At 67.1% G+C, this 17,113-nt stretch carries 21 protein-coding genes, 1 tRNA gene and 3 pseudogenes; 13 read left to right on the forward strand and 12 right to left on the reverse strand.

Features of this window, described 5'->3' with window-relative positions:
- Positions 1 to 56 precede the first annotated feature (56 nt).
- The 6 genes from IF47_RS0100865 to IF47_RS0100895 form a co-directional block, all read right to left on the reverse strand.
- Positions 57 to 251 (reverse strand): hypothetical protein, encoded by a 195-nt coding sequence (locus tag IF47_RS0100865; RefSeq protein WP_031505897.1) that lies wholly within the window; start codon positions 249 to 251, stop codon positions 57 to 59.
- A gap of 11 nt (positions 252 to 262) precedes the next feature.
- Positions 263 to 454, reverse strand: coding sequence for a mobile element transfer protein (locus IF47_RS0100870; RefSeq protein WP_031505898.1), 192 nt, complete (start codon positions 452 to 454; stop codon positions 263 to 265).
- A 345-nt stretch (positions 455 to 799) separates the two neighbouring features.
- On the reverse strand, positions 800 to 1,555 hold the full coding sequence (locus IF47_RS0100880) for a DUF2637 domain-containing protein (RefSeq protein ID WP_078591462.1): 756 nt from the start codon (positions 1,553 to 1,555) through the stop codon (positions 800 to 802).
- Positions 1,556 to 1,640: 85 nt separating this feature from the next.
- Complete coding sequence (locus IF47_RS0100885) at positions 1,641 to 3,020, reverse strand: FtsK/SpoIIIE domain-containing protein (protein ID WP_031505901.1); 1,380 nt, start codon at positions 3,018 to 3,020, stop codon at positions 1,641 to 1,643.
- 3 nt (positions 3,021 to 3,023) lie between these two features.
- Positions 3,024 to 3,374, reverse strand: coding sequence for an SCO3933 family regulatory protein (locus IF47_RS0100890; RefSeq protein ID WP_031505902.1), 351 nt, complete (start codon positions 3,372 to 3,374; stop codon positions 3,024 to 3,026).
- 204 nt (positions 3,375 to 3,578) lie between these two features.
- Positions 3,579 to 4,367, reverse strand: coding sequence for a GntR family transcriptional regulator (locus IF47_RS0100895; protein WP_031505904.1), 789 nt, complete (start codon positions 4,365 to 4,367; stop codon positions 3,579 to 3,581).
- 110 nt (positions 4,368 to 4,477) lie between these two features.
- Here IF47_RS0100895 and IF47_RS0100900 point away from each other — a divergent pair, with 110 nt between their 5' ends.
- The 5 genes from IF47_RS0100900 to IF47_RS27350 all read left to right on the forward strand — a co-directional run bounded on the left by IF47_RS0100900 (position 4,478) and on the right by IF47_RS27350 (position 7,800).
- Positions 4,478 to 4,885 carry an NUDIX hydrolase gene (locus tag IF47_RS0100900; protein ID WP_031505906.1) on the forward strand — a complete coding sequence of 136 codons (408 nt, stop codon included), beginning with the start codon at positions 4,478 to 4,480 and terminating at the stop codon, positions 4,883 to 4,885.
- 46 nt (positions 4,886 to 4,931) lie between these two features.
- Positions 4,932 to 5,360: an ATP-binding protein gene (locus IF47_RS0100905; protein WP_037731674.1), complete on the forward strand. Its 429-nt coding sequence runs from the start codon at positions 4,932 to 4,934 to the stop codon at positions 5,358 to 5,360.
- Positions 5,354 to 5,665, forward strand: coding sequence for a hypothetical protein (locus IF47_RS0100910; RefSeq protein ID WP_037731675.1), 312 nt, complete (start codon positions 5,354 to 5,356; stop codon positions 5,663 to 5,665). The genes IF47_RS0100905 and IF47_RS0100910 overlap by 7 nt, the downstream gene beginning before the upstream one ends.
- The gene (locus IF47_RS0100915) at positions 5,662 to 5,946 is read left to right on the forward strand and encodes a hypothetical protein (protein WP_031505909.1); all 285 of its coding nucleotides are present in this window, start codon (positions 5,662 to 5,664) and stop codon (positions 5,944 to 5,946) included. Before IF47_RS0100910 ends, IF47_RS0100915 begins: the two co-directional genes overlap by 4 nt.
- A gap of 723 nt (positions 5,947 to 6,669) precedes the next feature.
- On the forward strand, positions 6,670 to 7,800 hold the full coding sequence (locus tag IF47_RS27350; protein ID WP_157839901.1) for a DNA-methyltransferase: 1,131 nt from the start codon (positions 6,670 to 6,672) through the stop codon (positions 7,798 to 7,800).
- On the opposite strand, the gene IF47_RS29075 is transcribed toward IF47_RS27350, so the two are convergent.
- The 3 genes from IF47_RS29075 to IF47_RS30530 are packed head-to-tail and all read right to left on the reverse strand — an operon-like array spanning position 7,787 to position 10,768.
- Positions 7,787 to 9,115, reverse strand: a complete 1,329-nt coding sequence (locus tag IF47_RS29075) for a 5-methylcytosine restriction system specificity protein McrC (protein WP_078591464.1) — start codon at positions 9,113 to 9,115, stop codon at positions 7,787 to 7,789. The two genes, IF47_RS27350 and IF47_RS29075, sit on opposite strands and share 14 nt — an antisense overlap.
- Positions 9,115 to 10,095: an McrB family protein gene (locus tag IF47_RS29080; RefSeq protein ID WP_078591465.1), complete on the reverse strand. Its 981-nt coding sequence runs from the start codon at positions 10,093 to 10,095 to the stop codon at positions 9,115 to 9,117. Before IF47_RS29080 ends, IF47_RS29075 begins: the two co-directional genes overlap by 1 nt.
- 28 nt (positions 10,096 to 10,123) lie before the next feature.
- On the reverse strand, positions 10,124 to 10,768 hold the full coding sequence (locus IF47_RS30530; protein WP_157839902.1) for a hypothetical protein: 645 nt from the start codon (positions 10,766 to 10,768) through the stop codon (positions 10,124 to 10,126).
- A 99-nt stretch (positions 10,769 to 10,867) separates the two neighbouring features.
- Between IF47_RS30530 and IF47_RS30535 the strand changes: the two genes are divergently transcribed.
- Positions 10,868 to 10,923: transfer RNA gene (locus tag IF47_RS30535), tRNA-Ser, on the forward strand.
- Between the two features lie 279 nt (positions 10,924 to 11,202).
- On the opposite strand, the gene IF47_RS0100940 is transcribed toward IF47_RS30535, so the two are convergent.
- Positions 11,203 to 11,433, reverse strand: a complete 231-nt coding sequence (locus IF47_RS0100940; RefSeq protein ID WP_031505911.1) for a hypothetical protein — start codon at positions 11,431 to 11,433, stop codon at positions 11,203 to 11,205.
- A gap of 133 nt (positions 11,434 to 11,566) precedes the next feature.
- Here IF47_RS0100940 and IF47_RS31335 point away from each other — a divergent pair.
- From IF47_RS31335 to IF47_RS0100955, 3 genes and pseudogenes are all read left to right on the forward strand, one after another.
- Positions 11,567 to 11,798: pseudogene (locus tag IF47_RS31335) on the forward strand (CopG family transcriptional regulator).
- Between the two features lie 208 nt (positions 11,799 to 12,006).
- Entirely contained in the window at positions 12,007 to 12,537 is a 531-nt protein-coding gene (locus IF47_RS0100950; protein ID WP_031505913.1) for an NUDIX domain-containing protein, read from the forward strand.
- A gap of 242 nt (positions 12,538 to 12,779) precedes the next feature.
- Positions 12,780 to 13,499, forward strand: a pseudogene (locus tag IF47_RS0100955) (lytic polysaccharide monooxygenase auxiliary activity family 9 protein); the annotation flags it as partial.
- 163 nt (positions 13,500 to 13,662) lie between these two features.
- Here IF47_RS0100955 and IF47_RS0100960 read toward each other — a convergent pair.
- Positions 13,663 to 14,358 carry a permease prefix domain 1-containing protein gene (locus IF47_RS0100960; RefSeq protein ID WP_031505915.1) on the reverse strand — a complete coding sequence of 232 codons (696 nt, stop codon included), beginning with the start codon at positions 14,356 to 14,358 and terminating at the stop codon, positions 13,663 to 13,665.
- Complete coding sequence (locus tag IF47_RS0100965) at positions 14,355 to 14,699, reverse strand: PadR family transcriptional regulator (RefSeq protein WP_031505916.1); 345 nt, start codon at positions 14,697 to 14,699, stop codon at positions 14,355 to 14,357. Before IF47_RS0100965 ends, IF47_RS0100960 begins: the two co-directional genes overlap by 4 nt.
- Positions 14,700 to 14,782: 83 nt before the next feature.
- On the opposite strand from IF47_RS0100965, the gene IF47_RS0100970 reads away from it, so the two are divergent.
- The 4 genes and pseudogenes from IF47_RS0100970 to IF47_RS27355 all read left to right on the forward strand — a co-directional run bounded on the left by IF47_RS0100970 (position 14,783) and on the right by IF47_RS27355 (position 17,060).
- On the forward strand, positions 14,783 to 15,253 hold the full coding sequence (locus IF47_RS0100970; RefSeq protein WP_031505918.1) for a DUF2269 family protein: 471 nt from the start codon (positions 14,783 to 14,785) through the stop codon (positions 15,251 to 15,253).
- Complete coding sequence (locus tag IF47_RS0100975) at positions 15,250 to 15,543, forward strand: hypothetical protein (protein ID WP_245640943.1); 294 nt, start codon at positions 15,250 to 15,252, stop codon at positions 15,541 to 15,543. Before IF47_RS0100970 ends, IF47_RS0100975 begins: the two co-directional genes overlap by 4 nt.
- A gap of 505 nt (positions 15,544 to 16,048) precedes the next feature.
- Positions 16,049 to 16,504 (forward strand): SH3 domain-containing protein, encoded by a 456-nt coding sequence (locus IF47_RS0100980; RefSeq protein ID WP_031505921.1) that lies wholly within the window; start codon positions 16,049 to 16,051, stop codon positions 16,502 to 16,504.
- A gap of 67 nt (positions 16,505 to 16,571) precedes the next feature.
- Positions 16,572 to 17,060: pseudogene (locus tag IF47_RS27355) on the forward strand (DUF3291 domain-containing protein).
- Positions 17,061 to 17,113 lie beyond the last annotated feature (53 nt).

Here is a 17,113-nt window from a genome sequence, read left to right on the forward strand (position 1 = left end):
AGGCCGGTCGGGGCGGCGGGATGCTTGGCGGTATCGAGGCCGCCCCGACCGGCCGGTTAGTCGTTGGTGCCGTTGACGATCTCGACTCCGGTGCGGGTGCCGGTGTCGATGGCGGGGGCGAGGAAGGTGTCGGCGAGGTAGAAGCCGAAGAGGGCGATCACCACGACGACCCACAGGCGGATTCCGAGGAACTTGATCGCGGCCCAGGCGATGACGCCCAGGACGAGGACCAGGGGCAGGGAGACGGTCACGGAACCTCCGGTCAGCGGACGGGGCAGCGGTGGGTACGGGCGGCCAGCTCGGCGGCGGCCCGGCTGTCGTAGTCGGCGGAGAAGCCGCAGCGCGGAGCCGTGCAGGCGGCGGTGTGCTTCTCACGGCCCCGGCCGTCGTAGGCGGTGCCGACCTGCACGGGGCCGATGCGGACGACGCGGCGGAAGCGGCGGTGCGCGGGCATGAGCAGTCCTCCTGTCGGGGCAGATGAGGGGCGGGCGGTGATCTGGTAGATCAGGGCAAGAGGCCATGTCCGGATGGCGATATGGCCGGGGTGAGGTCTGGTTGCCGGTTCGTGAGTGCGGCGCAGGCACGACGGTTGTCGGTGCCGCGGCAGCACCTTTGAGGCGGTGAGCAGGGCGCGAGGGGGGCGGAGTGAGCCGACGAACGCGAGTGATCTTGATGGTCATCGGTCAGGCACTGGTCGTCGCAGGCGCTGCAGTAGCCGGTCGGTTGTGGCTTGGCTGGGAGTGGCACCAATTGATCTTTATGTGCGGCATGTGGGCTTCCAGCGTGGGCCTGATCCTCTTCATGCACCGCCCGTGGCGAGAGGAGTCGTAGAGCTGCTCACCTCCTCCCGATGCGGTTGTGTGGGATGGCCACTTCGGCCCAGGCGAGCGGCGATGGCGTCGGCCAGCGGAGCGGGGACGCCGAGCCGGACGCGCAGGGTGTCGGTGTCGATCGGGGCGCCGGTCCGGGCGCGATGGGCGTCGGCGACCTTCCGGGCGTGCTCGACCAGCGCGGCCGGGACCGCCGGAGCCGGAGCGGCCGGGGCGGCGGGCACCGCCGGGGCCGGCGCAGGCTGAGGGGCGGGCAGCTCGGGTGTCGGCTCCGGTTCCGGCTCGGGGCCGCGTTCGAGGACTGTGACGGCCGGGTCCGGGTCGGCAGGCTCCTCGTCCGGGTCGGGTTCGGGTCGGGTGTGGGCGAGCAGGGTGCCGCCGAAGAAGGCCAGCGCGGGCCACCCGGCGACGAGGATGCGCAGCCAGGCGGGCACGTCGGTCAGGTCGAGGAGGCCGGCGGTGGCGACGTTCGCCCCCAGCGAGGCCGCGAGGGCGATGACGAACCAGCACCAGGCCGAGCGAGCCGAGGCCCCCGCGGCTTGCAGGGTGCGGATGCGGTGCCAGGCGGCGACCAGCAGCAGGTCCACCGAGATGGGGTAGGCCCAGGCTTTCCAGCCGTCCTGTCCGGCCGCTGCGGCCAGGTCGTGCAGGTGGGCGAAGGACAGCGCACCGGCGATCACGGCCTGAATCAGCACGGCGTCGACACGGGCCAAGTAGCGGCGCATGAGCGGCACCTCCTTCCGATTTCTGGCATGGGTGGGGTAGGGACGTGGCGCGATGCGGTCGCGCCGGCCGTCGGGGCGGGGTGGGTCAGTCGGTCACCGGTCGCGGCGTGACCAGCGGAGTCGGCCGCTCGACCGGGACCGCCGGAACGTGCGGCCGGAACGGGGCGAGGGCGGGCACGTCCGGGACGAGGTGCGCCGTCTCCCGACAGACGGCGGCAGCGTCACCCAGGGACAGGTAGGGAGTGCGGATGCGGGACCAGCCGCCGGAGGTGTCACCGGCCACGGCCAGGCCCGGCCGCTCAGGGGCGATGGAACAGGCCGCCTCCACCGCTTCGGGGGCGATGTCGCCAAGCGCCATCTTCGCCGAGGCTTCGTCGTTCACCCGGTGGCAGACCCGTCCGGTGAGCTGGGCGCGGAGCATGGTGGCCCCCTTGCCCAGCTCGGCGCCGAACCGCTGCCCGCACACCTCCAGGTAGATCCCGGCGGCCCGGCCGAGCTGGGCGAGACGGACGAGCTGGGTGACCATCGCGTCCCGCCGCTCCTCGTCCTTCTTCGAAGCGACCAGGAACAGCTCGGCCACCTCGTCCACGACCAGCACGATCGGCACGGGCCGTTCGTCGTCCGGCAGGCCCCAGACGTCCGAGGTGATCTCCTCGTTCGGGGTGCCGGGGGCGAGGCCCTGCCGGGCCTTGATCAGGTCGTAGCGGTCTTCCATCTCCTGCACCAGTGCGGGCAGCAGCTCGGCCGCCTCGCCCGGATCGGTGGCCAGGGCGGACAGCCGCGGGGCGAACGGGGCCAGCTCCACCCCGCGCTTGCAGTCGATCCCGGCCAGCGCGACCGGCTGCCGGGCCAGGCCGGCGATGAGGTTGCGCAGGTACATGGACTTGCCCGACAGCGTGGCCCCCAGGACCAGTTCGTGCGGAACGGTGCGGTAGTCGCGGACGAAGGCGGTCGCGTCCTCCCGCAGCGCCACCGGCACTCCGAGGAACCCGCCCTCGACCATGCGCGGCATCCGCACCCGGTCCAACACGTCGAAGCCGACCAGGCGCAGCTCGACCGTGCCCGGCTTGACCTCCGACACGTAGACGGCGTGGACGCCCCAGGCGTGGCGGAGCCGTTCGGCCGAGGCGGCCACGTCGGCCGGTTCCTGCCCCGGCGCCAGCCGCAGCCGCAGGCGCAGGCCGGTCGAGGTCGGGCGTATCAGACCCCGGCGCGGCGGCACCGGCCTCACCTCCCGGCGACTGGTCGCCCAGGTGGCCAGCACCCGCAGCCGGGAGGGCGGCACGGTCAGCCCGCAGGAGTCCATGACCGCCCCGTACGAGGTGACCAGCCGGGCCACCGACACCGGCAGGCCCGCCACCGGCCACCAGGCCGCCGGATACCGGGACTTGGCCCAGGCGGCGGCCCCGCCACCGAGTACGGCAACGGGACCGGCCACCTCCACCCACGTCATCAGGTCCGACACGGCTCAGGCCCCCACCGCGGCCGGGACGGCGCCGGGCGTGACAGCGGCGGCCCGGAAGGCGATGCCGTGCCGCTGCTGGCCGTTGAAGACGTTCTCCCACGGCTTGGCCACCAGGCCCGGCAGGGACACCGGGGCGCCCAGAGCCAGCCCCTCGGCGACGCCGCTCTCCGGCACGGTCACCCGGATCAGCGCGGACTCGCCCTCGTCGATGTAGACGACGCCGACCGTCATCAACGTCTCGCCGGTCACGGCGTCCTTGGCGACCTCGCCGGTCTGCCGGTCGCGGACCTTCTTCTCGGGTGCCTCGGTCAGCAGGATCGTGGCGGTCGAAGTCTCCACACGGATGGTGCGCAACGTTTCTTCTCTCCTTGAGGCATGCGGAAGCTATGGCATCTAGTCATCTAGACAAGATGCGTGGCCCTGATCCCAAGTCAGCTGGGAACGCGGAACACTGTGCCACACAGCTTGCCCACTCGTCTATACGAGTATGCCTGTGGGCGTGTACGAGTCGAGAGAAGCCGCGCACCGGGCCGCACCGCACCTCGTCACCCCAGGGCGTCAGTTGGCGGGCAGTTGGTAGGCCAGGACGTAGGCGTCAGCGGCCATCACCGTGTCGCAGACCTCCACCGCGCGCCCCTCTGTGTCGTACGCGGTGCGGATCAGGTGGATCACCGGCACGCCGGAGGCGAGGCGCAGCGTCCGGACCTCCTGGGGTGTGGGCATCCGGGCCTTGATCTCCTCGTCGAAGTGGTCCAGGCGGTGCCCCATCTCCTCCAGTCGGGCATAGATGCCGCCGGGGCCAGGGTTCGGCTGGGCGATCGGGGTGTTCCGCGCCAGGTCGAGCGGGAGGTAGGAGGTGGCGAACTCCACCGGCCGCCCGTCCAGCAGATACCGGCGCCGACGAGCCAGCACCCGCCGCGGCGAGCCCAGACGCGCGGCGATGTCCTGGCTGGGCCGCTCCTCCCCGACCTCCAGACTGTCCACCTCCGACTTACTTCCGGCCGCCTCCGCCTCCACGATGAACGCCGACTTCCCCTGCTCCCGGTGGCGCCGGGCGAACCGGTCCGAGGCCAGACGCCGCACCGGCGGGCGCGGCCGGACGAAGACGCCCCTGCCGTGCTCGGAGACCACCAGGCCCTCGGTCTGGAGAATCGACAGCGAGTTGCGCACCGTCATCCGCGAGACGCCGTAGTGCTCGACCAACTCCGCCTCGGACGGCAGCTTGTCGCCCTCCTTGAAGCGGCCCTTGTCGATGGCTTCGCGGATCTGGTCGGCGATCTGCCGGAACACCGCGCGGTCGCTGGTCGGGTCCAGCGCCCCGAGAACGCCGGGGGAGAGAGCCGCCATCTTTACTCCTTTAGATATCTAGACGAGCACCTGGGTGTCGTTGCTACGGTGGAGAGCCTAGCCAGGTAAGGGGACCCAAGAACGTGAGTACTGCTGAACGCCCCCACTCCGTGAGCGTCGCCGGAGTCATCGTTGACGACTGCGGCCGGGCCCTGCTGATCAAGCGCAGGGACAACGGGCACTGGGAGCCGCCCGGCGGAGTCCTCGAACCGGGCGAGACCATCCCCGAGGCCCTCCAGCGCGAGGTCCTCGAAGAGACCGGCATCAAGATCGCCCTTCCGGCGACCCTGACCGGCGTCTACAAGAACATGACCGGCCTGATCGTCTCCCTTGTCTTCCGCTGTGAGGCGATCGACGGCGCCCCCACCACCGGGGACGAGACGTACGCCCTGCGCTGGGCCACCCGCGAGGACGTCACCGAACTCGCCGACGAGGCATACGCCGTGCGCGTCCTGGACGCACTGGACGCGGCAGCCCCGCCGGCCGTCCGAGCGCACGACGGCGTGAAACTCGTCTAGCCCGAACCCACTGCCCACGGCGGCCTACCAGCACGAAGGAACTTGTATGGACGAGTATACGAGTACGGTGCAGGTCTGGGAACTCTCCTGTCCAAGGCTTCCGGCCGAGGTCGGCCGCGCCCGCCGCTGGACGCGCGACATCCTCGACGACAGTCCGTGCGCCGACGACGCGGCACTGATCGTGACCGAGCTGGGTGCCAACGCGGTCACCCACACCACCGGACCCGCCTTCCGCGTCACCATCGCCCGAACCGTCGAGGCCGTGACGATCTCCGTCACCGACACCGGCGGAAGCACCACACATCCACGGATCACCCACCCCGACGCCGACGCCACCCACGGCCGAGGACTGGCCATCGTCACCGTCCTCACGGCAGCACTGGAGATCCACCACGATGGCCACGGCCACACGGTGACCGTCCAACTCCCCGCCTACGCACCGCAGCAGGCCACGCGGGAAGCCCAGCCATGCTGACCCGCTCCTACTGGTGCGAGGCGATCGCCCACACCCCCGACGACGGCCGCACCTTCTGGCTCGGCTCCCACCCCACCAGCTCACCGCGGCTCGCCCTGCGCTGGTTACGACAACGAGCCCGCCACATCAGCGACCAACTCGACCCACCAGCCGCCCGGCCCGTCTTCCACTGGCTCGCCGACGACCAGGAGCACGAGCACGCGATGGCCCTTCTCGCCTCCGGCGCGCTGTACACGTACACGATCTTCGACGACGCCGTGCGCTACCTGCTCACTGCCCACCCCACAACAAGGCCCCGCCCATGACCCACGACCGCACCGCCGAGAACGAGCAGTTGTACCGCTACGAGATCACCGCCGCCCTGAACGCCGTGGTCCGCGCCTGCCAAGACGTCGTCTCCGAGCACAGCCACCGCGGCTTCTGGATCCCCCGGACCAGCACCGACCAGACCACGCACCAAGACCTCATCGAGGCCGCCCGTCGAGACGTGCTCAACCGACTCCAAGTCGCTGTTCAGTGTGCCGAGACGGTCGCCTACGCCATCGAGCGAGACCGTCAACGCCAGCCCAACCGGCCGACTGAGTAACAACCTTCTCTACGAGTTCAAGGGCGGCTCGCTGCCGCTCGCCGCGCGCGGCCCGGCTCCCCGCCGGGCCTGCGCTCCTGTCTCCGCCCCGCTCCGCCCCGGCGTCCGCCGGCCGCGCGTCAGCAGCGAGCACCCGGGTTGCTGACCAGGCGCCATCGCGGCTGGGGCGGTCGGCTCCGCGGCTTTACGCAGCCACCTTGGGGCGAGCCTCTACGATCGGGGCCCACATCGGGCACTTGCGGGCAGGCCAGGAGCCAGCCCGATTTCGCGGGCCAGCGTACGGGCCCCGATCTCTCGCCCCAAGGCAGCTCCCGCCCAAAGCCGCTACGCCGACCTCAACTTGCTCGGCGTCTCGTTGCCGCCAAGACGATCAAAAGCATCAGGGCCACGGCCGCGAAGCACGCGACAGCCATGGTAGGTCGTTGCGCGCTGTGTGCCCGCAACCGAACAGCGCGCAACAGTGGCGACAAGTACCACTTGGTATCCTCTCCCGTCGGGATCTAGGCAAAAGCAACGAAGGGTGCCCGCATGGCCTCGCAGGACACCTCCAACTCAAACGGGAACGCAACGCGTACGGCCAAGGTTGTGCTTCCGCGAGCCAGTCACGTGCAGGACAGTGATGCACTGTTTGAGGTGACCTCCCCCGCTGGGGAAAACTTGGGCACACGAGATGGCCAACCAGACGTCCCGCAGCCAATGGTCCCGGGAACACCCAAGCGTCGCGTGATCCAGGGCGATGCCAGGAAAATCCCTCTTGAGGACAACACTGTCGATCTTGTGGTCACATCGCCGCCGTACTGGCAAAAGCGCGACTACAAGGTTTCTGGGCAGATTGGGCAAGAACCCGATCCGGCAACCTATGTCTCGGCGATGATGGAATGCCTTACCGAGTGGCGGCGTGTTCTGCGTCCGTCTGGATCAGTGTTCCTCAACGTCGGCGACACCTGGAAGAATCAGTCACTAGCGGGGATTCCAGGTCGAATCGAGGCAGCCGCCGCAGACGCAGGTTGGCTCATCCGAAACCGTATCATTTGGGCGAAAACCCGAGGTATGCCTGATCCCGCGCGGAATCGCCTAGCGAGTCGGCACGAGTACATCATCCACCTGGCTCCACAGCGCTCCTACTACTACGACCTCTTTGGATACGCGCGCGCGTACGGACGCGCTGGCAGCACTGCCAACCCCGGGGACATGTGGGACTTTCGTGATCTCCCCTTCGAGGAAGGTAGCCCGTTCTGGGACGAAGAAAGCCCGATCTTCAAGCTTGATTGGGACTTTGACAATCCAGGTGACATTTGGGACATCGACCTTAAGCGGAACATGGCTCGTCACCTGGCACCATTTCCCAGTGAAATCGTTCAACGAGCAGTTACTTTGGCATGTCCCACAGCGGTCTGCTCCCAGTGCGGGCATGCCCGTGAAAGAATCATAGAGAAAACGGCGGATCTAGACCCGCAGCGCCCTCAGGCCAAGCGAGCAATGGAACTGGCCAGGGAGAAGGGCCTTACACGGGAGCACATCGCTGCGATCCAGGCCACTGGCATCTCTGACGCCGGCAAGGCGCTTCACGTCCAGACAGGGACTGGCCGTAACGCCGAGCGTGTCCGTGAGCTCGCGGCAGAAGCGAAGGCGGCCCTCGGGGGTTACTTCCGAGAGTTCACCTTCGCTCCGAAGCGAACGGTCGGCTGGACCGATTGCGGCCACGATAGCTGGATTCGAGGCACAGTGCTGGACCCATTCATGGGTACGGGGACCACCCTCAATTCTGCTTACGAGATGGGACGTGACGTTGTAGGCGTTGACCTCAACCCTGTCCCGATCGAGGATGGCGGCGAGCCGCTTAAGAAGCAATAAGGTTTGCCACCGCGTTTCCGAACTTCTGTTCTTCCTCTTCAGGATTTTCAGCAGCAAGGTTTATTCTGTACTGAAAAAGGCTGACCTCACCGACGTCGCCAACTTTATACATCCCGGATTCCTGATCTTTCTGCCCTGGATGGACGAGAACGACTCGGTCGGTAGCGTAGCGAAGCGCGTATGCCACGACCTGATCCTCGCCGTCACGGTCTGAGCGCTTTCTGACAAGTTTGTTCTTAACATCCAAAACACATGCAACACTCCGGCCATTCTCATGAAAGATAACGATATCCGGGGTCGCGGACGGATTACCGATATCCAGTCGTTCGATGCCCGACCCAACGGCGCGGTGGTCCGTAAACAGAGCACGTTTGCCTTCAGTGTTGCCGTCGACCACGGTCTCAGCCCATCCAGCACCGGCGGCATGAACTTCTAGAATCCTGCGGATGTACCTCTCGAACAGATCGTTCATGTCAACCACAACGGATGGCAGCTTGACGCCGGAAGAGGATCGCTCAAGAAATATTTTGCGCTGCATTATTGCGGCCTTGGCGACATCCAAGGCATCTCGATAATACGCCCGAATAGATGGCAGCTCTTGACGCCCAGCCACAAAATCATCATCCAGAAACCGTAGCGAATGATCCAAAGGAACGCCATCAAACGCCGAGTAAAGCCTATTCAGTTGTTGCCTCTTATGCTCCGCGCCACTCGCTGAGGACTTTTGGTTTTGCTGCGCGATTCGCCAGAGCGCATACTTGAGGCACTGGTTCGGCGCGTTGTCGACAGTTCGCTCGAAGCGGCTCGCCCACACCCTATGCTTCACCCCCTGAGCCTGCAGGCGAACCGTCTGGCTCATGAGTACGCGTCCAACGGGAAAACTCGACTCTTCCTCAAATCGCTGATACTCGCGGAGCAGTCCACCTTCCACCACCTTCTCAAGGTGGTGGATAAGGGCAGCGGCGTAGAGGTCAAGAAGCAGCTGCTCTTTTGCGTATCCCGTTTCATAAGTCCGAATTACTGCCAACGGCAGGCGGTTAGAGCCTGAGATCTCTGCCATCCGAGTAAGGCTTGACACTGGAACGCGTGGCTCCACGAAGATTGCTACACGCTCGTTCAAGGGAATCAACCCAATGTACCCGCGTGCTTGCAGGCGCAGTTTTCCGCTCCGAAGGGTTACGGACAAGAAGTCCTTCTTGCTAATTTCCGGGTTTACGATCAGATTCCCGGACTCGTCTATGAGCTCATGGAGTGGAATATCTATCTGTCCCTGCTCAGAACACGGAATGATCTGAGGTGATACCTTATAAGGCATTACTCCTGCCCCGACCCTGTTTCTGTACCAGATGGAGAGGGTTCTGTCGCGGACTCCTCATTTGACGAATTCTGACCAGAGGGGAATATAGCCTGCCACCGCCCCTGGATCTCCCGATACCCTTGCGGGTCAAGTCTGAACGCCTTCTCTAGCAGGAAACGCAATTGATAATTCCATACGGCACGCAGCGATTTTTCGCCATCGACATCTCTGAAGAAAACGTGCCCAACAGCTGCATGCGGGTTGGAGCGCGCTCGCTTGTTGATGAAATCGAAAAAACGAAGCAACCCCTCGGCCAGTGGTGCGGAGAGTTCATTGATATCCATGAACTCTTGAAGCTTATCTCTGTCCGGCTCCATCAAGACTTGGGCGAATCTCCGGCCGAATGCCGCATCGACTTCATCAACACCGCGGTCCAGAGGGTTCATGGTGGCTAGGATCAGCAGGTTTTTCGGCACACACCCTTCTTGGCCAGATGCCAATCTGAAAGGAAGCCCACGCTTCGACTTCTCCAGATACGTAAGCGCCTCCCCGAATATTCTTCCAGCATCGCCACGACTGAGCTCATCAATTACCAATACATAATTATTATCTGGATCATCGCTCGCCTTCTTGCACATCTCCAAAAAATGGCCATCTTGCAGTTTAAAACCGCTCCCGTTTTGAAGCGGCCTAAACCCTTGCATGAAGTCCTCATACTGATATGAGGGGTGGAACTGTACGTACCTGACCCGCGATGCATCATCGTCGGTGACGATCTTGGCTACCTTGCTGGCAATCCAAGTTTTCCCTGTTCCAGGTGGTCCGGTGTAGATAACTCCGCCGAACTTTTCCAGGAGCCACAAGGTCTCCACGACAACAGGATCGTCTGTTCCGATTTCGGGTTCATCAGGTCGATTCGAAGCGTGCCCGGCCGTCGCCGCAGCGACGCCGATTCCAAGATCGTCTGCGGTGAGTACGCGGATCGGCTCGGGGGTCATAGCTACTGGCAAAGTAAAATCAACTCTCTCAATTTTCCATATTTAGAGGCAGAAGGATCTCAACTGTCGGCAACTGCGGGGAATCAGTCGTGAAAATAACTTCGGAGTCCCCCAATAGCTCCCCGTCCTTCGTCTGCCGGAAGTTGAACTCATTGAGGAACAGAGAGCGGATGTCCCGCTCCAAAGGCACACCTTCATCGGACGTAAAACCGTAGTTGCGCAGCATGAAGGCGCCCAGTGCTAGAGCGGGTACAGGCTCACCGTAGAGCAAGTGCTCGAGCACCAGAGTTGCACTGTTCTCCTTGAGTCGGAATTTTCCATCGTCGCTCACATCCACAACCTTTTTGGGTACTTCCCGGAGAGAACGCGGAGCCCAGCTTCCAGCAAAGTTCGAATTGAACCAATACCGTTCAGGCTTGCTGATCTTTTGAAAAAACGGGCGATAATAGGGCTTATTGCTCAATCCGCCCGGCATCTCCAGATACTTCCCGAGGTCCGTCCATGAAGGCGACACGGGTATCGGGCTTCGCTCGTCCGGAGTCAAGCTGTGAAGATGGAGGTAGGCGAGGAAGAAGGGGTGTATCCGTCGGCTGGTCAGCGTGTCGATGGCCCAACGGACGACCTCCGTGCGCAGCACGTATGTCTGGGCAGTGCTCACTTGCTCGTCAGTCACGGGGAGCACTCTAGGATGGCTGGCGTCGGGTTCGCGGCCTATTTGTGGACAGACTCTTCTCAACTGACCCGCTACATGGGCGTGACCAGCAGGAACTCCGCCAGTGCAAGAGGCCTCCGGAGCCGTGTGCGCAGGTTCGAATCCTGCCGGGGGCACCTCGCAGAAGGTGCCGACAGACCCCGCCACCAGCCACGGTGCTGGAAGCGGGGTCTTCGTACGTGCGCAGCCGGACGCCGCCGGACGCAGCCCCATGACAGTGATCACGTAGTAATGCTGTAGTAGCCGGGAGCGCCCTCCGCCCAGGTCGGGCCCCGGTTTCGGACTATTCGCGGACCGCCCCCCGACATGACGAGAGCCCCGGATCTCTCCGGGGCTCTCCTCCTCGCCGGTCAAGCCAGGGCATCCGGCGGATCGTGTGACCGTCCTGGACTGGATCACCGATGCAACGGACTGGACCAGGCCTTCTGCGCCTTCTGCGCCGCGCCCCGGGCAAACAGCCACATCGCAGCAAACCAGGCGACTGGAAGGACGGCAGCGGACCATGGCTGCGGCACAACCTTCTGCGCGCCAACCGTCCCCGCGGCAAGCAACAGCCAGCCCACGAGCACCCAAGGCCGCTTCCACAGGACCTTGGCAACGGTGGCGAGCCGTCCAGCGAAACCCATGTCGGCACCGTAGTTGCTCCCGCGCAATGTCACTACGGCACGAGACCGAGATCCACCGGGCAGCCGCCGCGTCACTCCTCCTCTCCTGGGCCCCGCATGATCCGCTGGTTCATCCCAGAAGCACCCGATCACGGTGTCCCGAGGCATCGCTGAAGCCGCCGGTGCCCGCAGCGGTCCTTCCGGCCCGTCCGCTGACGTCGCCGCCGCCGTCGCCCGCCGGATCGAGCGCGACAACCTCGACGAACTCGTCCAGGCCGCCGAGGCGGAGCACGGTCCCATCACCGATGGAGGAGATACGGGCTCTGCGCGACCGGTTGCGCCGGGCACGCCGACAGCAGACCGGCGACGAGGCGAGCGAGGCGTGACACGCTTCTCCGCCATCCCAAGCGGTGGAAGCGTGGACTCGCACCGCACCGGCAGGTTGGTCTCGCGGAACTCGATCAGGAAACGGCCCGCTCGCTGCGCGCGGTCGGCGCCGGCCGCGCCCCGCCTCGGACGCGTCCGGTGGCAGGATCGTTGGGGAGTCGGAGGCGTCGCCTTGGCTCTCCGTGCACGAGAGGGGACAGTTCGCACATGGGATACACACCGGGTCGCCGCATCTCCCACTGCCCGTTCTGCGGGACCGCCTACCCGGCCGACGCCGCGTGGCCCAGGGACTGCCCCGGGTGCGACGAGACGCTCTGGGCGAACCCCCTCCCCGTCGCGGTCGCGTTGCAGCCGGTCGTCACGGACGCCGGTGGGCGGGGGCTGGTGGTCGTCCGGCGGGACATAGAACCCGGCCGCGGCGAGTTGGCCCTGCCCGGTGGGTACATGGAGACGGGCGAGACCTGGGAGCAGGCCGCCGTGCGGGAGTTGTGGGAGGAGACGGGGCTGGAGGCCGCCGCGTCGGACATCCGGCTCTTCGACGTGCAGAGCACTCCCTTCACCGTCCTGGTCTTCGGCCTGCTGCCCGCCCGGGACGCGAAGACCCTGCCGCCGTCGGCGCCCACGGCCGAGGCGACGGAGTGGCTGGTGCTGGAGGAGGCGATCGAACTCGTCTTCCCGACGCACACCACCGCCATGCGGGAGTACTTCTCCGGGGAGGGCGCCGTGCTCGGTTCGTAGCGCTCGGTCCACGGCACCGCACGGCGACGGGCAAACCTGTAGGAAAAAGCTGTCAGAAGCGTTTACGAATCCTCCGGTTGACGCTACGTTGGAGATGGGAGCGCTCCCATGACGACCGCGCGCAACCGTCGGGAGCGCCCTCCAAGCATGACCGCACATCCCGGCGGCGGGTTGCGATCGACCCGCCAGACGTCATCGGGTCGATGCCGTCGGTCATACGCACTCCGAAGGAGACCCCCCACATGGCCATACTGAACACGGAGCGGAGGAAGTCCTCCGTCCGCTTACCGCGCCTGTTGAGCGTCCTGGGAGCGGCCGCGCTCGCTCTGGTCACGGCTGCCTCCACCACCACCCCCGCGGCGGCCCACGGCGCCACCCTGTTCCCGGGTTCGCGCACCTGGTTCTGCTACCAGGACCTGGTCAAGAACGGGCACCAGATGCCGTCCAACCCGGCCTGCGCCGACGCGGTCCGGCAGAACGGCACCACCGGGCTCTACAACTGGTTCGCCGTGCTCGACTCCAACGGCGGCGGTCGCACCGTCGGTTACATCCCCGACGGCAAGCTGTGCAGCGGTGGCGACCGGGGTCCGTTCCAGTTCTCCGCGTACAACGCGGCCCGCGCCGACTGGCCGAAGACGCACCTCACCTCCGGCTCGAACATCCAGATCAAGCACAGCAACTGGGCGCACCACCCGGGTCGCTTCGACGTGTACATCACCAAGCAGGGCTGGTCCCCGACCAAGTCGCTGGCCTGGGGTGACCTGGAGAAGATCAACAGTGTGACCAACCCGCCGCAGTCGGGCAGCGTCGGCTCCGAGACCGGTCACTACTACTGGAACGTCCAACTGCCGCAGCGGTCCGGCCAGCACATCATCTACATCCACTGGATCCGCTCCGACAGCCAGGAGAACTTCTACTCCTGCTCCGACGTCGTCTTCGACGGAGGCAACGGCCAGGTCACGTGGTGATGCCGGGCGCTCCGTCCCGAACATGACGTGACCAGCGCAAGGACCCCGCCGGGCATGGCCCGGCGGGGTCCTTCCCGTGTGACGCCCGCTCCGTGCCCGGTGGCCGGACCGGGCGGCCGGCCAGGTCCCGCGCGCCGGCCGCCACCGTGGGGTCTCCCTAGGCGACGGGAAGACGGGCGCACCGGCGGCAGGTGCGGGCCGAGGCCGCCACCACGGCGTGCGACACCGCCGCGAGCGCGCCGGCCGCCACGGCCAACGGCCAGTCGGCGACCACCAGGGAGAGGGCGACGAGCACGAGTGCCGTGATTCCCATGGCGACGCTCGCGGCCGTCCCCGTCCAGGCCACCGCCAGGGGCAGCCGGTGCGGCGTCGGCAATCGGCGGGCGAGGGGCCCGGTGACCGCCAGGGTCACCGCGGCGAGCACGGCCGCGATGGTCGCGACGCCGGCCAGGTTCAGTGTCAACAGCTCTGTGACGGGGCCCGGTTGCCAGGCATGGTCGCGGCCCGCCAACCGGATCAGGCCCCAGCAGCCGAGCGCGGCGGGCGCCGCGAGCGCGGCCACCCGCGCGGTGTGCCGCGCCTGGGCGATGGTCAGTTCCCGTTGACAGCTCGGCGCGATGCCGTCGGGTGTGCCGAACTCGCGGACGGCCTCGCGGGCGGCGCGCTCGTAGGAAGCCCCCTCGCGCATGTACGCCGCCACGGTGTCGTCGAGCCCGTCGCGGATCTCCTCGACCAGTCGCCCCTTGAGGCGGGCCGGGCCGCGGAGGGCTCCCGAGAGGGTCGCGACGTACTTCTCGACGGGGTCCTCGACGGGGTCGTCCCGCCGGCTGTCGGCGCTCGTCGGGACGGTCATGTGGCGAGCCCCGGCGACGTGGGGACGGGGTTCAGGACCGACCCGATCGCGGTGGTGAACTCGCGCCAGGCCGTCCGCTCCTCCTCCAGGCTCCGACGTCCCGCCTCGGTGAGCTCGTAACAGCGTCGTCTGCGTTCGCCGACGGCGTCCCAACTGCTGCGCAGCAGTCCCAGCCGCTCGAGGCGCTGGAGCGCCGGGTAGATCGTGCCCGTGCGCAGTTCGAGCACGCCTCCGCTCCGCTCCTGCACGGCGGCGATGATCGCGTAGCCGTGCAGGGGGCCCTGTTCGAGCACGGCGAGCAGGAGTCCGTCCAGATGCCCTCGCACCGCGTCTGTCCTCATGCCCGGGGATTCTACCCAGCCAAGATATAGGTGTGCTACCTATTGACAGGCAATATATTGGTGTCGCTCCGGAGGTTCCCGCCGTGACCGAGTTCCTGCTGTCCGTGCACGTCCTGGCCGCCATCCTGGCGGTGGGGTCGATCGCCGTGGCCGCCTCGCTGTTCCCGCGCTACGCGAAGCAGTCGGCGGCGGACGGCGGGGAGGGGAGAGCCGCCGGGGTCGCGGCCTTCCTGCACCGGGTCTGCCGCGTCTACGCCGTCGCCGGCGTCGTCGTGCCCGTCTTCGGGATCGCCACCGGGAGCCGGATGGGCGTGCTCACCGACGCCTGGCTGATCACGTCGCTGGTGCTGACCGCGATCGCCGCGGCCGTGCTCGCGATGGTCGTCCTCCCCGGCCAGCGGCGCCTGCTCGCGATGGCGGAGGGCGGCAGCCCCGGCGAGGGACTCGGGGCGCCGGCGGCCCGACTGGCGATGGCCACCGGCGTCTTCAACCTCCTCTGGGCGATCGTCGTGGTCCTCATGATCGTCCGCCCCGGATCCACCACGGGGGCGTGATCGAGGCGCGCACGCTGCGCGTCGCGGCCTCCGTCGAGGCCGCCTCCCTCCTCGTCCTGCCGGTCGACCTGCTCACCGTGCGCGCCGAACCGATCACCTCGCTCGGCGGACCGGCGCACGGCACGGTCCATCTCGTCGTCATCGCGATGACCTTCACGGCCGTGACCGGCGTCCCCAAGGGCGTGCGCCGGCGCTCCCTCGTCCCCGGGATCGGCGGCATGCTCGTCCTCCGGCGGCTCGGCCGCGCCCCCGAAGCGCCCGGAGTACCCGACGGCGTCCGGGGTGGGTGACGCATGGGGCGCCTCGGTGGCCGGAGGGGAAGCGACCGGGAGGAACCGGAGGGCGGGCCACCGGTTTCCTTGCCCGTCGAGCCCTCGTCCGTCCGTGCCGCGGTGTCACTCCTCGGAGGGGTCCCGGCACCCGCACGGGCCCGGCGGCGGACGTCCCGGCGGTCGTTCGGCGATCGTTCCTCGCGCGGGCGGCCGAGCGGGACCGACCCATGCCCTCTCTCCGCCGACGGACGTTCACCGGGGCGCTGACCTGCGAGGACGGTCGGCACGCCCACCCGCGCGGAGCAACACGACGGTGGAGGCGTCCAGGGACGGGCAAGGGCGCTGAGCTGGAGTTTGGCCGCCTTCGTCACGGTGCGTGATGAATTGCGTGCTCATATCTACCGACTTAACGTGAATTGCGCGTGGTAGTGATCGGCTCGCCACGGGCCGTGACGAAGTCCATGTGTCCCTTCCCCGGGCCCGGCCCCGCGCCGGGCCCTCCCCTCCCAGGAGGTTTCTCCGCATGTTCAAGTCCAAGCTCAGCAAGCTCGCCCTGGCCGCCGCCGGTGGCGCCATCGCGCTCACCACCGCTGCCGGGCCCGCTCTCGCCGAGCCGCCCGCCCCCGTCAACGACCTCGCTCGGCCGAGCGTCGAGGCTCCCGCGAACATCGCCGAGGGCTCCTCGAGGGCCGTCGAGGAAGCCTCGAAGGAGATGGCGGCCGACAGCTACCGGGGTCGCGTCATCGCCCGTAACGGTCTGAACGTCCGCACTCACCCGAACACCCGTAGCCGGGTCATCACCACGCTGCCGTACGGCAAGGTCGTCCACATCGAGTGCAAGGTCCGCAGCCAGAACGTCGACGGCAACCGGCTGTGGTACAAGCTCGACCGGCGCCACCACCGTCACGACGGCTGGGTCTCCGCCCGCTACGTCGTCAACATCGGGCCGGCCCCGCACTTCTGCCACCACAACCGCTGAGTCAGGCCCTGAACGCCCCGCCCCCGACGCCACCGCGGCGTCGGGGGCGGGGCGTCTCCCGTCCGGGATGTGGAAATCCCGCGCCGACGCGTCACCCGTCGGCCGGGCTAACGCCGCCGACGGTGCCGACGGTTTCGTGTGGCGTCCGCGGAGCGATTCGGGGAACGCCACGGACGTGCCCTTCCTCGGGGACGGTTGGCTGATCGTCGACATGTCGGTGTGGCGGGACATCGGTTGGCTCACCGCGTTCATGCGCACCGGTCGCCACCGGGAGTCACTCAAGCGTCGGCACGAGTGGTTCGAGCGGATCGACGAGGCGATGGCCACCCTGTGGTGAGTGGAGGCCGGCCACCGGCCCACGGTCGCGGAGGCCGAGGAGCGTCTCCTCCACTTGCGCGAACACGGCCCCACGCCCTACGCGTTCAGCCTGCGGAGGACCTTCGGGCCGCCCGTGGAGCGGAGCGACGGCCCTGCGGCGCGGACCGGTGCGTCGCCCTCCGCCCGCCCCCGTCGAACCGGGTGCGCGCGGAGGATTGACGGACTTGCTGACGAGTAGTCTCATAAGTGGCGCGCCCAGTGTGACCGCCAGTGACTCCGACAGTGAGGTGG

Origin of the sequence: Streptomyces megasporus, assembly GCF_000718985.1 — a bacterium.
GTDB lineage: Bacteria > Actinomycetota > Actinomycetes > Streptomycetales > Streptomycetaceae > Streptomyces > Streptomyces megasporus.